Below are 13,342 nucleotides of genomic sequence, written 5' to 3' on the forward strand. Positions count from 1 at the left end.
GCGAATTCACTTTCCAGAAATATCCCCGCCGGAGGCCGCGGCCGCACGTCCGGCATCGGTTACGTCATACAGGCCCCGCCCGACCCTTTCGAACCAGCCATAGTGGTTTGCGCGCATCATCGTCGCGGCCTTGCCCACATCGACCGCCCTGCCCGCGACGGCGGCCTTGCTGGTTCCATGCTCCGACAGATAGAGGGCAAGGCGCAGGCAGCCCTGACGATAGGCGGTCATCACGCCGCCACCGGGGCGGCCGCCGACCTCCGGATCGCCCTGTCGCAACTGGAACTCGCGCAGCAATCGCCCCTGTCGCCGGGCATTCGGACGCGGGCTGTAGGGGCCGGGGTCCAGCCGCACCTCCGCCACGCCGTCCTTCACCACGATCAGGCCCAGACCCAACCGGCGCAGCAGCCCCCGGATCCGCATGCCCTCCTTGCGCCCGCGCCCCGGCAGGCGCGGAACCGCCAGATAAACCACTTCGCTCATCGCCATGCGATCGACCCCTTGCAGCAACAATGCCATGGTCAGGCCCGCCTTCATCTCGACGATGACGGGCGGTTCGTCGCCGCGCACGGCCACGATATCACAGGGTCCGATCTCCCCCTTTACGGTATAGCCCTGCGCGTGCAGCAAGGCCTTGATCGGTGCGTATAGATCGGTTTCAGCCATGCTGCATGGATAGCGTGCATTGCATCGCGCGGGAAACAGGATAAGTCCCGTTCAAGCGAGGAGTTCCAGATGAGCCATTTCACAGCCCGAGAATTGCGCGACGCCTGCGGCGCGTTCGCGACCGGCGTGACCGTGGTAACAACGTCGAGCGCCGAGGGGCCGTTGGGCATCACCGCCAACAGCTTCTCATCCCTGTCGCTGGATCCTCCGCTGGTGATGTGGGCCCCTGCCCTACGCTCCGCCCGGTTCGAGGCGTTCGTTCAGGCCGAGCGGTTCACCATTCACATCCTGAACGCGGAGCAGATCGACCTCGCCGCAGCATTTGCCGGATCGGGCGACAGGCCTTTCGCGGCGCATGAATGGTCGGATGGCCCCGAGGGGGTGCCAGAGTTTGCGGGCTGCGCCGCGTTGTTCCGCTGCACCCGACACGCGGTGCATCCGGGCGGCGATCATGCCATCGTCGTGGGCCATGTCGACAGCCTGGAACACGATCCGACACCGCATCCCCTGGTGTTTCACGCGGGCCTGTATCCCCGGCTGGCTTGATTGTTATGTGAGCCCCTTTGGGGGAGCACCTTGCTTGCCCCCCTCGGGACCATCCGCTAAACCCGCCGCAATCCCCATTTCGGGTTCGAGGACTGATTGATGGCCAAGACCAAGCAGAAGAAACCCCAGCGCCCCAAGGCCGCCCCGCCGCGCGGATTTCGCGATTATTTCGGCCCCGAGGTCATTCACCGGCAGGAGATGCTGCGCACCATCACCGGCATCTATCACCAATACGGCTTCGACCCGCTGGAATCCTCGGCGGTGGAAACGGTGGAGGCTCTGGGAAAGTTCCTACCCGATGTGGACCGTCCGAACGAGGGGGTCTTTGCCTGGCAGGACGATGACGAAAGCTGGATGGCCCTGCGCTATGACCTGACCGCGCCGCTTGCGCGCGTCTATGCCCAGCATCGCAACGATCTGCCAACGCCGTACCGGCGCTACGCCGTCGGGCCGGTCTGGCGCAACGAGAAGCCGGGACCGGGCCGGTTCCGCCAGTTCTATCAATGTGACGCCGATACCGTCGGCACCCCGACCGTCGCCGCCGACGCGGAGATTTGCGCCATGCTGGCCGATGTCCTCGAAGGGGTCGGAATCCAGCGCGGCGACTACATCGTCCGGGTGAACAACCGCAAGGTTCTCAACGGCGTGATGGAGGTTGCCGGCCTGTCGGGGGAGGACAAGGCGGTTGAGCGCGGCATCGTCCTGCGCGCCATAGATAAGCTGGACCGCCTGGGTCAGGACGGCGTGCGCGCCCTGCTGGGCGAGGGGCGCAAGGACGCGTCCGGCGATTATACCAAGGGCGCCAGTCTGGGGGCTAGCCAGATTGATGTCATCATGGAGTTCATTAAAATTGGTGAACATGTGCAGATTGGACAGCAACTCACAAAAATCGACGGAGCGGAGTTCTCTCCGTTAACAGGACTGCCAAAAACTAAACCACTTGTAAGTGGACCCAGCCCAAGCTCCTATGCGGTTAAGGCGTTGTATAATCTCGTAGGCACAACGGCAGTCGGGCGCGATGGTGTAAATGAGCTTACGGAAATCGCCGACCAAATGGAAAATGCAGGCTACAGATCCAATCGCATCATCATCGACCCCTCCGTCGTGCGCGGTCTGGGCTACTATACCGGCCCGGTTTACGAGGCGGAGCTGACCTTCGAGGTGCTCGACGAAAAGGGCCGCCCGCGTCAGTTCGGCTCCGTCGCCGGGGGGGGGCGCTATGACGATCTGGTCAAGCGGTTCACCGGGCAAGAGGTTCCGGCCACCGGCGTCTCCATCGGGGTGGACCGGCTGCTGGCCGCACTCGACAACCGACTGACCCGCGCTGATGAGGTTGCAGGCCCGGTCATCGTCACCGTGATGGACCGCGACCGCATGGCCGATTACCAGTCCATGGTGGCGGAACTGCGCAATGCCGGCATCCGGGCGGAGGTCTATCTGGGCAATCCGAAGAATTTCGGCAACCAGCTCAAATACGCAGATACCCGCAACGCCCCGGTCGCGATTATCGAAGGCGCGCAGGAGAAGGAAAACGGCATCGTGCAGATCAAGGATCTGGCACTGGGTGCCCGCCTCGCCAAGGAGATCACCTCGAACGAGGAATGGAAACAGAACGCCGCGCAGTTCGAAGTCAGCCGCGCCGATCTGGTCAGCGAAGTGCGCGAATTGCTCGCACGGGCGAAATGACGGGCCCGTCGGTATGAGCGCCCTGGCCCGTCGCGGCAGCGAATACCGCAGGCTTGTGGACCTGTCCGAAACCCTGCTCGCCGGTTTCGAGCAGGCCGGATACGAGCGGATCGACCCGCCGATGCTGCATGACGCCGCGCATGTCGGCCTGGGCGGGCAGACCTTGCTGGACCTGACCTATCTGATGGGCAACGGTCTGGCCCTGCGCTCCGATTTCACGGTGCCCGTCTACCTGCTGCACGCGGAGCGGGGCCGCGATGCCGGCACGCCGCGCTATTGCTATAGCGGCCCGGTGTTCCGCCGCAGCGGCCCCGGTAACGACCGCCCGACGGAGTACTTGCAGTTGGGGATCGAGTATTTCGGATCCCTGCGGCGTGAGGCGGCGGACGTGCGCATCTTCGCCAACATCCTGTCCGCCCTGCACCGATCCGGCCTGACAGGCGTGCCGGTGATGACCGGAGACGTAGGTCTGTTCCATGCGGCGCTCGATACGCTCGACATATCCGAACGTATCCGCACCCGCCTGCGCGGCCTGTTCTGGCGACCCGAACAGTTGCGCGCGCAAATCGAGCGGATGCAATCGCCGGTCCCGCTGCCCGCCGATCTGACCGGTCCCGACATCGAGGCGCAGTTGCGCGACCGTCACGTCATCCAGGGCAAACGCACCCCTGCCGAAGTCGCGGAAATGCTGAGCGCCCGCGCCACCGATACCTTGTCCGCGGAGGCAGCGAACACCTTGCTGGCCTATCTCGACATCGCATGTCCCATTGGTGAGGTTCCCGAGCGGGTGCGCGCCGTGCTGGGCACGCGGCTGGACGATGTCCTTACCCGGTTTGAGGATCGCCTGCGCGAGCTGCGCCACCGCCTGGGACCGGAGACGGCGACCCTGCCGTTTCGTGCGGATTTCGGACGGCGGCACGAATATTACGACGGTTTTGTGTTCGAGATGACCCATGCGGATCAGATCGTTGCCGCCGGGGGGCGCTATGACCGGCTGGCGCAGAAGGTCAGTGATGCCGACTGGCCTGCCATCGGCGGCATGATCCGCCCGCAAATCCTGCTCTCTGCCCTGGATGAGGTGGCACCATGAGCGCGCTTAAACTCGGCCTGCCGTCCAAGGGGCGCCTGCAACAGGACGCGATCGACTGGTTCGCCAAGGCTGACGTGACCGTCGCGCGCACCGGGTCGGACCGGGAATATGCCGGGCGGGTCACCGGCCTCGACGGAATCGAGTTGGTGCTGCTTTCCGCCAGTGAGATCCCCAGAGAGCTCGCCGCCGGGCGCATTCACCTCGGCGTTACGGGTGAGGATCTGATTCAGGAGAAACTGGCCGACTGGGCCGCGATCACGCCCAAGGTCACGCATATGGGCTTCGGCTTTGCCGATCTGATCATCGCCGTTCCGACAAGCTGGGCCGATGTGACGACCCTGCGCGATCTGGACGATGCCGCAGCACAGTTTCACGCCAATCACGGCCATCGCCTGCGGATCGCCACGAAGTATCACAACCTCGTGCGTGGTTTTCTGAGCCAGCACGGCGTCGCGGATTTCGAGATCGTGGATTCGCAAGGTGCCACCGAGGGCACGATCAAGAACCAGACCGCCGAGGCCATCGCCGACATCACGTCGAGCGGTGCGACCCTGACCGCGAACCACCTGCGCATCCTGACAGATGGTGAGATTCTGAAATCGCAGGCGACCCTGTTCGCCGCCAGAAACGCGCACTGGTCGCAGGCGAACCGCGAAACCTTCGCCACGTTGCGTGAGCGTCTGGGCCTGTCGCCGGACCTCGGGCCCGATCTCTAACGCACGCCCAGCGCGGCGAGGGCGCTGGCCAGTTCGGGCGGCAGTGCCGTTTCATTCAGTCTGTCGGCGCTCAGGTCCGCCGGCGCGTCGGTCATGGAAAGATATCGCCAGCCCTGAAAGGGGCGGCGCGGCACGGCTTCCGTCTTGATGACGTCATCGTGCAAGACGATGCCGCAGCGGCGGATGCCATCCTCGCCGATCACTTCCTCCAGACGCAGGACCCTCTGCCGGGCCAGAACCACACCCTTGAACACCCAGTAGAGCGAACCGCCCGTCAGCAGCTCCGCCTCGCGCTTGGGCCACATGCGGGTGATGTGGCGATGCTCCGGCGGCTCCCCCCGTGCGGTGCGGATCGCGCGCAGACGTTTCTGCCAGTCGAGAAGGTCGTCGATCCCCTCGGCGCCCACGCACAGCTTGATCAGGTTGACCGGTTCGGTGGGCATGTCGGGGTCCTCTCAGGTTTCGCATCGTGATAGGCAATTATCCGATGCCGCATAATGGGACGGATTGCCACCGGTTGACACGTGTTCAACGCACTTCATACTCAACCCGCCCCCCACGAACAGATTGCAGGCCGTACCATGTCCGATTTCGCAGCCCCTATCGCGCAGCAGATTTGGGAGATGAAGTACCGTTTTCAACCGCCCGAAGGCGGCGGGGACGAGACGGTCGCGGATACGTGGCGTCGCATCGCCCGCGCCCTGGCGCAGGATGAGGACGACCCCGCCCATTGGGAGGAACAGTTCTACACCGCGCTCAGCGATTTCAGGTTCCTGCCTGCCGGGCGCATCGTGGCGGGCGCAGGAACGCAGCGCAGCGTGACCCTGTTCAACTGCTTCGTCATGGGAACGATCCCGGATTCGCTCAGCGGTATCTTCGAGGCGCTGCGCGAGGCGGCGCTGACCATGCAGCAGGGCGGCGGGATCGGTTACGACTTCTCGACGATCCGCCCCAGGGGCGCGCCGGTCGCGGGTGTCGGTGCCGATGCCTCCGGTCCGCTCAGCTTCATGGATGTCTGGGATTCCATGTGCCGCACGATCATGAGCGCGGGCGCCCGGCGCGGTGCGATGATGGCGACCCTGCGCTGCGATCATCCCGATATCGAGGATTTCATCACCGCCAAGCAAGACCCGATGCGGCTGCGCAACTTCAACCTGTCCGTCCTCATCACCGATGCGTTCATGGAGGCGGTGGAGACCGGGCAGACCTGGGACCTGACCTTCGGCGGCACGGTCTATCGCACCGTCAATGCCCGCGATCTGTGGGATCTGATCATGCGGTCCACCTATGATTACGCGGAACCCGGCGTGATCTTCATCGACCGGATCAACCGGCGCAACAACCTGTACTACGCCGAGGAGATCTCGGCCACCAACCCCTGCGGTGAACAGCCTCTGCCCCCCTATGGCGCGTGCCTGCTCGGCTCGATCAACCTCGCCCGGCTGGTCAGCGACCCTTTCACCGATCAGGCGACATTGGACGATGACACGCTGAGCGATCTGGTGGCGCTGGCCGTGCGGATGATGGACAACGTGGTGGATACGTCCCGCTTCCCCCTGCCCGAACAGAGGGAGGAGGCGCAGGCCAAGCGTCGGATCGGCCTCGGCGTCACCGGTCTGGCCGATGCCCTGCTGATGGTGGGGGAGCGGTATGGATCGAAGGAAGCCGCGCGGCGGACCGAGCAGTGGCTGCACCGGATCGCGCGCGCGGCCTATCTGGCCTCCGCGCATCTGGCGCAGGAGAAGGGCGCCTTTCCCCTGTTCGATCCGGAGGCCTTCCTCGCCTCCGAAACCATGATGGAGATGGACGCCGATGTCAGGCGCGCCGTCAGCAAGCACGGCATCCGCAACGCCCTGCTGACCTCGATCGCGCCCACCGGCACGATCTCCCTCTTCGCGGGCAATGTATCGAGCGGGATCGAGCCGGTCTTCGCCTATTCCTACACCCGCAAGGTTCTGCAAAAGAACGGCACCAAAACGGAGGAGGAGGTCGTGGACTACGCGGTGCAGCTTTACCGCGACCTGCATGGCAACGGCCCGCTGCCCGAGCATTTCGTCAATGCCCAGACCCTCGACCCGATCGAACATGTCCGCATGCAGGCCGCCGCACAGAAATGGATCGACAGCTCGATCAGCAAGACCATCAACTGCCCCGCCGACATCGACTTCGACGCGTTCAAGGATGTCTACCTCGAAGCATGGGGCACCGGCTGCAAGGGCTGCACAACCTATCGCCCGAATGACGTCACGGGGAGCGTGCTGAGCCTGGCCGAGGCCACGTCACCGCCCGTGGAAGCGCCGAAATTCGAAACGCCGATCGACCGACCCGATGCCGTGGATGGCATGACCTACAAGATCAAATGGCCGAACTCGGAACATGCGATCTACATCACGCTCAACGACGTGATCGTGGACGGGGTACGGCGGCCTCTGGAAATCTTCATCAACTCCAAGAACATGGAGCATTTCGCCTGGACCGTCGCACTGACCCGCATGATTTCCGCCGTATTCCGCCGTGGCGGAGATGTCAGCTTCGTGGTGGAGGAGCTGAAGGCCGTCTTCGACCCGCGCGGCGGTGCGTGGATGCAAGGCAAATACGTGCCTTCGATCCTCGCCGCGATCGGAGGCGTGATCGAAAAGCACATGATCTCCATCGGTTTTCTCACCGCCGAAGGGGCCGGGCTCAGCATCGATCCAGTGACAGCCCGCATAAACTCCGCCACCCCCGGCCCCGCCTGCCCCAATTGCGGCGCATTCGAGATGCGGATGCAGGAAGGATGCCTGACCTGCGGAAACTGCGGCTATTCGAAATGCTCTGGGTGACGAGCTAAGTTGAAGCGACCATCAAAAGTTGGCCATTGGACCGGCCAAATGTCCATCGCGACAAGCAAGTCGTGTCCATTGCGGCACGTCTTCTTGCCGGATATCCATATGCCGCCCGCACAGGTCGCAAGATGTGGTGGTTAGTTCGATATGTAGTTGACATAATAGTTATACAGGTTATGATATTTGTGTTTCGCTATCATCCTCATCGCCGGGTTCATGCTGAGCGCCGATCAGATGGGGGGCGGCCTCGGGTCGACGGGCCTCGCGCCCCGACAGCCCGTGTCGGTCGCCGTGACCGAGCATCCCAGCGATGCCGGAAGCGGTCCGTGGAAGCAACAGGCAACTTCAGAGGCAGGACGAGGCATACCGGTGCGTCCGCCAGAGAGAACAAGCGATCGTGGGAAAGTTATTCGAACTCTGCCGCAAACAAGATGCGCTTCATAAGGCTTGGCGCCGAATTCGCGCAAACGGAGCCCGGTCAAAGTCTGAAGAGACCCGTAGTGCGATTGAGGACTTTGATCGCACTGCAAACAGGGACATATTGAGAATCCAGCGACGCCTTCGTGAGGGAACGTTTGAATTTGATCCGCAGAAAGGTGTTCTGAAGTCCAAAAGCAGCGGCGGCAAGCGCGGCATCGTCATGGCATCTGTCCACAACCGGATAGTTGAGCGGGCACTACTCGATACCTTACAAGATAAGGTCGAGGTGGCGCGCCAAGCGGGAATACAGAAGAGCAGCTTCGGCGGAGTTCCAAATCGTTCAGTCCCTCACGCGCTAAAGTTTCTAAATGATGCGTTCAAGAGTGACCATACATTCTTCGTGCGCTCGGATATTTCCGGTTTTTTCGATGGCATCCCTCGCAAGGTAGTTCTTGAGCGCATCGCTCATGGCGTTGACGATGAGCGTTTCCTGAAGTTGTTGGATGACGCCACCACGGTAACGCTTGGAAACGAGGAAGTTCTGGGAGAGGACCGATCCGTATTTCCGACAGATAGCGAGGGTGTAGCTCAAGGGTCGCCCTTATCGCCGCTCTTTGGGAACATTCTCCTACAGCCCTCGATGAACAGTTTAATGAACGCGGCATTTTATGCGCGCGCTTCATCGACGATTTCGTTTTGCTTGGACCGTCTGAGACGAAGGTCAAGAAGGCGTTTGCAAGCGCACGGAAATTCCTCGCTGAGCATGGCATGCGATGTCACGACCCTTTCGCGGCTTCAGTCTCTGCGGAAAAAGCTCAATATGGCCGAGTCGCGGATGGTTTTGATTTTCTCGGCTACAATTGCCGTCCTGGGCTCTGGCAGCCATCGCGTCGAGCTCGAAAGGGTATTTTGGAAGCCGTAGATGGCCATCTGGCTGCTGGCAGGAGGGCAATTGAGGAGGTTCGGAAGGCGGAAAATAGTTTTGCAACTCGCCAACGCTACGCTCAGACCCTCGCCTTGGTCGACCGAGTCCTGCGTGGGTGGGGCGAGTCGTTCGCATACACCACAAGCGGCGAAACCATGGACGGTCTCGACATTAAGGTCGACGAGAAACTCGAAAGCTTTCGTTCACTCGACTGGAACAAAATATTCAGCCTTCTCAGGATCTTCAGCGAACTCTCGATGATAGTCTGCATGGAGAACCTCAAGAGCAGGTCGGCCGTCGATGATAAACTCATTCGCAGGGATGCGACTCCCCGTGACCCGGCCAACGCCGACAAAGCCTTTTCCTGGGATCTTGGTCCAGATCCGATCTCCCTCGCTCAGCATACGGAGCGAGTTGCTATACCATGTGCCCCCGCCGTCCATGCCCATCCGGAAGGCAAGTCAAACGGAAAGTCCCCAATTTTGTCGACTTTTGCGGGTCGAACGCCGTTAGCTTGACCGTATTCCGCAATGTCCTCCTTGGCCTTTTCAAGCAGATTAGACGCCGGTTCATCTGTCGGGTCCTGCTTCACCAGTTTGCCGCGAACGGCGAGGTTGAGGATGGTTTGGCGGAGGGTTTTGATCTGGTCGGCGCGCGTGGTGAGGGCTGGCAGCGCCTCGAGGGCGAAGGCGGCGTGGGCGGGAAAGTCCTCGGGCGTGGTGTCGGGGGCGGTCAGGCGGGCGAGGCTGGCTGCGGTGAGCTTGTCGCGCGACTCCTCGCGGGTCTTGCGGGCCTCCTCCAGCCGATCACAGAGCGCCATGAGCTCATCGACCTTGGCGACGATCCGGTGCTGCTCGGCGAGAGGGGGTAGAGGGAAAGGCGAGCTCGTGAAATACTCGCTGGACACACGTTTTTGCCCAGCGGTGCCCGTCATCCTGAGAATGCCGCTCTCGATGAATTGCGGGCTCTTCATGAACAGCACCACATAGTCAGGATCAACGAGGACCGGCCTCAGAATATGAAGTTCTGTTGTGCCGCTTCCGAAGTCTCCAGTTAGATTGCGGAAAACGGTGGATTTCCCGTTTTCGAAACAGGGCGTGATCTTCGCAAGTCCAACATCGCCTTCTGCGAAATGCGTATAGCCTTTTTTGATTTCGCCCCGCATGAATGATGCGGTCGAGGAGGTCGCCGCGATCGGGAGGCTCAAGCCCAACCTGGTCGCAGAAGTTGACCAGAAGTTTCCAGATGAGCTTCGAATCCGTGGAGGCCGTTACCGGGGGCAATTCGAACTTCGAGTAACGGCGCTGGACCTGGTGGTCGAACGAGATGCTATCCCAGAGTGTCCCGACACCGGAGAGGATTACAATCACGGCACCGTCGCCCTGCATCAGGGATTTGAAGGTCTTGAGGATGTGTGGTGCCTCGGACTTTGAGCCATGCGGAAACAGATCGTGGGCCTCATCGATCCAGAAGACGACCGTTCCCAGAGTCTGGAAGCGCTCGCGGAGAAGCTCCCACATGCCCCATACGGTGAGCCTCTTCTCACCCACCGGATAGCCAGTTGCCTTGAGGGCTGCCTGCGCCACGCTTTTGAGAGTCGCAGGATTGGGGACGGTAATGCCGATCACCGGCCTGGTTGTATCGGTGGCCTCCAGTCCCGGCTGAGCGGCAAGGCCGCGCTTCACGAGTGAGGTTTTCCCCCCACCCGCGCCGTCCACGACGATGATGCCTCGGGTTTCACCCGTAGACGTGAACCTTACGGGTTCGACGTTGCCCGTGTCCTCGTCGATTGCGATCACACGGTCGAGCGCCGTTGCGAGATCGCGATCCCGCTTCGTGGCAATGTAGCGCTGGCGAATACCCGCGACGGCGACGCGGATATTCTCTTTGGAGCTTTGGATATCCGAGATGCACTTGAAACGACCCAATCGCGTCTCCTCCGCAAAGGCATCAAGCCAGAGCGCGGCAATGCCCTGGGGGCGACTTACAGGTGGCTCGCGTCACGTAAGAACACCAAAGATCCCGGCGACATCCGACGTATCATGCGCGAGCACATTTTCGCGATGATCGAAGTCGCGCCAGGGACAAAGATCTTGGGTGAGAGCCTCGTTCAGCGTCGGCTCCACAGCGTCGTGTCCTTGGCTTCAGAAGCAAAGCTCAACCCCCGGACGCTCCGGAATGTCCTCGCGGCCCGCGGGCTGATCCCCGCCGAGGACAATGCCGCCGGCCATCACGTCTTCGAGGCGGCCGCGGGCGAACGCGTTGCGGCATCGATCGCACGGTCAACCAAGATCGCGTCACTTCCTGCGGCGATGAACTGCACCCAGCCTCAGGCTGGACAACTCGTCGATGAGGGCATGCTTGATCCCATCGCGGACGGTCGGAGATACGCCGTTGGGCGAACGCGAAAGGCGATCGACAACCGGGATATCGAGAGGTTCCTCTCGGCGCTGCATGCGTCCGCGCAATCCGTTGACATGGCTGCCGACGGGATGGTGACGATCGCAAAGGCCGCCGAGAAGGCAAAGCTGTCCTGCATCGAGATCGTGCATCTCGTGCTTGGCGGCTTGCCGTGGGGCGCTATCGAGTGCGTCGTCTGATGGCGAAGATGGGTCTTGAGGCAATCTATAAACGTCCCAGAACCAGCCAACCGCATCCACAGCACCCGGTCTTCCCGTATCTACTGAGGAAGATGATGATCGACCGCCCCAATCATGTCTGGTGCGCCGACATCACGTTTGTGCCGGTTCGGAACGGCTTCTTGTATCTGGTCGCCATCATGGATTGGGCCACGCGCAAGGTCCTGAGCTGGCGGCTCAGCAACACGATGCACGCCGACTTCTGCGTCGAGGCGCTGAACGAGGCCATCGCCAGATACGGCCCGCCCGAGATCATGAATACGGATCAAGGATCGCAGTTCACAGGCTCAGCCTGGATCACACCGCTGACCGAGGCCGGTGTGCGCATCTCCATGGACGGGCGCGGGCGCTACCTTGATAACATCTTCATCGAACGATTGTGGCGCAGCCTGAAGCAGGAGGCCATCTACCTTGAAGAAATCGACGATGGCTTCAAGGCCCGCCGCGTCATCAAGGACTGGATGGCCTTCTACAACACCAGACGACCCCATTCCGCGCTTGATCGGCAGACGCCCGACGAAGCATATTGGGCAGGCTTGGAAGAGCAAAAAGCAGCATGAAACCTAAACCCTATACACCTTAGAAACGCTGCAAACCTGTCCGAAAAGGTGGGACCACTTCAGTAATTCATGTGGTGACTACTGTAAGTGAAATTTAAGTTGATCGCGCAGTAATTATATTTTCAGTATATCATACTGATTCGGGTGTGAAATCCATCCGACCGTGCTGCCGACTTGCCGCGCTATACAAATCTGGTCAGGGGGCGGGCCTTGATCATTTTGGGATCATTCTGGGGGAACGACTGATGATCTATGCTGACCGCTTGGCCATTTTGAAAACTGCTGCAAACTGGTGTCGGCATGTTTCAGGCGTTCGGATGTCATTCATCCTGAGCGTGCTGTTTTCCACAATCCTGGGCTTCATGCTGATGTTGGGATCGCCTCAGGCGGCGCATGCGGCAATCACCGATTGTACGAACATGGTATCGCCTAATGAGTATGCTCTGAACCTGATTCAAGATACTTGCATGATAAATACTGCTGTTCCCGTCGAAGATCAGACAAGTGACGAGTTTCTCTTTATTCAGCCCGTCTATGATACCGGCAACGCGAACTTTCGATATGTATCGAACGCGAACAATCTGTTCTACCATGTGTCATCGGCGTCCGGGTCTGGAACAGTTGGCGGCAGCACTTGGGTTGTTACGTTGGATTGTAATGCCGGATGTACGGTATCCCCGGTCTCGGGCGCGTCGTTTGTCCCCTTCACCTATACGTTCAGCGGCACTACAGGAAGCATGAGTGGCGGCGCGGCGCCCGAGCTGGACGTCCGCAACAGCGCGGACAATGCCGATATCGGTGACGGAAGTACAACGATCACTACGGCGCTTGGTACGGATTTCGGCACTGTTACTGTCGGCTCGACCGCCACCAACAGCTTCCGGGCGGAAAACAACGGCACTTCAGCGCTGACCTTTGGTACGGACGCGCTGGCGATATCCAATACAACGGACTTTCAGATCACCGCCGACCTGACCAACTCCGGAACCGTGGCAAGCTCGGGCGTGAACACGTTCTCTATCCGTTTCAATCCGGCCACGGGCGGGACGAAGACATCGACAGTCACCATTCGGTCAGATGATGACGATGAAGACCCATATACGTTCTCAATTCGCGGCACGGGCAACTCCTTGCCCGCGGCGGAGGCCGGGAGCAATGCTGTCGTCGACAGCGGGAATGACGTCATGCTCGACAGCGCGGGGTCCGTTGCCAATGATGCGGGCCAGACGCTGACCTATGCCTGGGCCCAGACCGCCGGTCCCGCCGTCG

The 13,342-nt window shown here is 61.1% G+C and carries 13 protein-coding genes and 1 pseudogene; 9 read left to right on the forward strand and 5 right to left on the reverse strand.

Annotated features, from left to right (window positions below):
* Positions 1–6: 6 nt before the first annotated feature.
* Positions 7–666, reverse strand: coding sequence for a DUF2161 family putative PD-(D/E)XK-type phosphodiesterase (locus tag H1S03_RS10280; protein ID WP_185804359.1), 660 nt, complete (start codon positions 664–666; stop codon positions 7–9).
* Positions 667–735: 69 nt separating this feature from the next.
* Between H1S03_RS10280 and H1S03_RS10285 the strand changes: the two genes are divergently transcribed.
* The 4 genes from H1S03_RS10285 (at position 736) to hisG (ending at position 4,704) form a co-directional block, all read left to right on the forward strand.
* On the forward strand, positions 736–1,212 hold the full coding sequence (locus H1S03_RS10285; protein ID WP_185804360.1) for a flavin reductase family protein: 477 nt from the start codon (positions 736–738) through the stop codon (positions 1,210–1,212).
* Positions 1,213–1,311: 99 nt separating this feature from the next.
* Positions 1,312–2,898 carry a histidine--tRNA ligase gene (gene hisS, locus H1S03_RS10290; RefSeq protein WP_185804361.1) on the forward strand — a complete coding sequence of 529 codons (1,587 nt, stop codon included), beginning with the start codon at positions 1,312–1,314 and terminating at the stop codon, positions 2,896–2,898.
* A gap of 13 nt (positions 2,899–2,911) precedes the next feature.
* Complete coding sequence (locus H1S03_RS10295) at positions 2,912–3,988, forward strand: ATP phosphoribosyltransferase regulatory subunit (protein ID WP_185804362.1); 1,077 nt, start codon at positions 2,912–2,914, stop codon at positions 3,986–3,988.
* A complete protein-coding gene (hisG, locus tag H1S03_RS10300) occupies positions 3,985–4,704 on the forward strand; it encodes an ATP phosphoribosyltransferase (RefSeq protein WP_185804363.1) in 720 nt (239 codons plus the stop codon). The genes H1S03_RS10295 and hisG overlap by 4 nt, the downstream gene beginning before the upstream one ends.
* Here hisG and H1S03_RS10305 read toward each other — a convergent pair.
* Positions 4,701–5,147, reverse strand: coding sequence for a DUF1489 family protein (locus tag H1S03_RS10305; protein WP_185804364.1), 447 nt, complete (start codon positions 5,145–5,147; stop codon positions 4,701–4,703). The two genes, hisG and H1S03_RS10305, sit on opposite strands and share 4 nt — an antisense overlap.
* Positions 5,148–5,285: 138 nt before the next feature.
* Between H1S03_RS10305 and H1S03_RS10310 the strand changes: the two genes are divergently transcribed.
* On the forward strand, positions 5,286–7,526 hold the full coding sequence (locus H1S03_RS10310; RefSeq protein WP_185804365.1) for an adenosylcobalamin-dependent ribonucleoside-diphosphate reductase: 2,241 nt from the start codon (positions 5,286–5,288) through the stop codon (positions 7,524–7,526).
* A gap of 400 nt (positions 7,527–7,926) precedes the next feature.
* Positions 7,927–8,871 carry a reverse transcriptase domain-containing protein gene (locus tag H1S03_RS10315; RefSeq protein WP_185804366.1) on the forward strand — a complete coding sequence of 315 codons (945 nt, stop codon included), beginning with the start codon at positions 7,927–7,929 and terminating at the stop codon, positions 8,869–8,871.
* 206 nt (positions 8,872–9,077) lie between these two features.
* Here the strand turns inward: H1S03_RS10315 and H1S03_RS17820 are convergent, their stop codons facing one another.
* The 3 genes from H1S03_RS17820 to H1S03_RS17475 are packed head-to-tail and all read right to left on the reverse strand — an operon-like array spanning position 9,078 to position 10,802.
* Positions 9,078–9,323 (reverse strand): hypothetical protein, encoded by a 246-nt coding sequence (locus H1S03_RS17820; protein WP_488260096.1) that lies wholly within the window; start codon positions 9,321–9,323, stop codon positions 9,078–9,080.
* Positions 9,272–9,847, reverse strand: coding sequence for a restriction endonuclease subunit S (locus H1S03_RS10320; RefSeq protein ID WP_249777877.1), 576 nt, complete (start codon positions 9,845–9,847; stop codon positions 9,272–9,274). Before H1S03_RS10320 ends, H1S03_RS17820 begins: the two co-directional genes overlap by 52 nt.
* A gap of 22 nt (positions 9,848–9,869) precedes the next feature.
* Positions 9,870–10,802 carry a TniB family NTP-binding protein gene (locus H1S03_RS17475; RefSeq protein ID WP_249777878.1) on the reverse strand — a complete coding sequence of 311 codons (933 nt, stop codon included), beginning with the start codon at positions 10,800–10,802 and terminating at the stop codon, positions 9,870–9,872.
* 114 nt (positions 10,803–10,916) lie between these two features.
* Here H1S03_RS17475 and H1S03_RS10325 point away from each other — a divergent pair, with 114 nt between their 5' ends.
* From H1S03_RS10325 to H1S03_RS17365, 3 genes and pseudogenes are all read left to right on the forward strand, one after another.
* Positions 10,917–11,474 carry a hypothetical protein gene (locus H1S03_RS10325; protein ID WP_185804368.1) on the forward strand — a complete coding sequence of 186 codons (558 nt, stop codon included), beginning with the start codon at positions 10,917–10,919 and terminating at the stop codon, positions 11,472–11,474.
* Positions 11,444–12,073, forward strand: a pseudogene (locus tag H1S03_RS10330) (IS3 family transposase); the annotation flags it as partial. The gene H1S03_RS10325 and the pseudogene H1S03_RS10330, both read left to right, overlap by 31 nt.
* Positions 12,074–12,318: 245 nt before the next feature.
* Positions 12,319–13,342 (forward strand): choice-of-anchor D domain-containing protein (locus tag H1S03_RS17365; RefSeq protein ID WP_221892669.1); only part of this gene is annotated, 1,024 nt, incomplete at its 3' end.

The organism is Pontivivens nitratireducens, from assembly GCF_014235845.1.
GTDB lineage: Bacteria > Pseudomonadota > Alphaproteobacteria > Rhodobacterales > Rhodobacteraceae > Pontivivens > Pontivivens nitratireducens.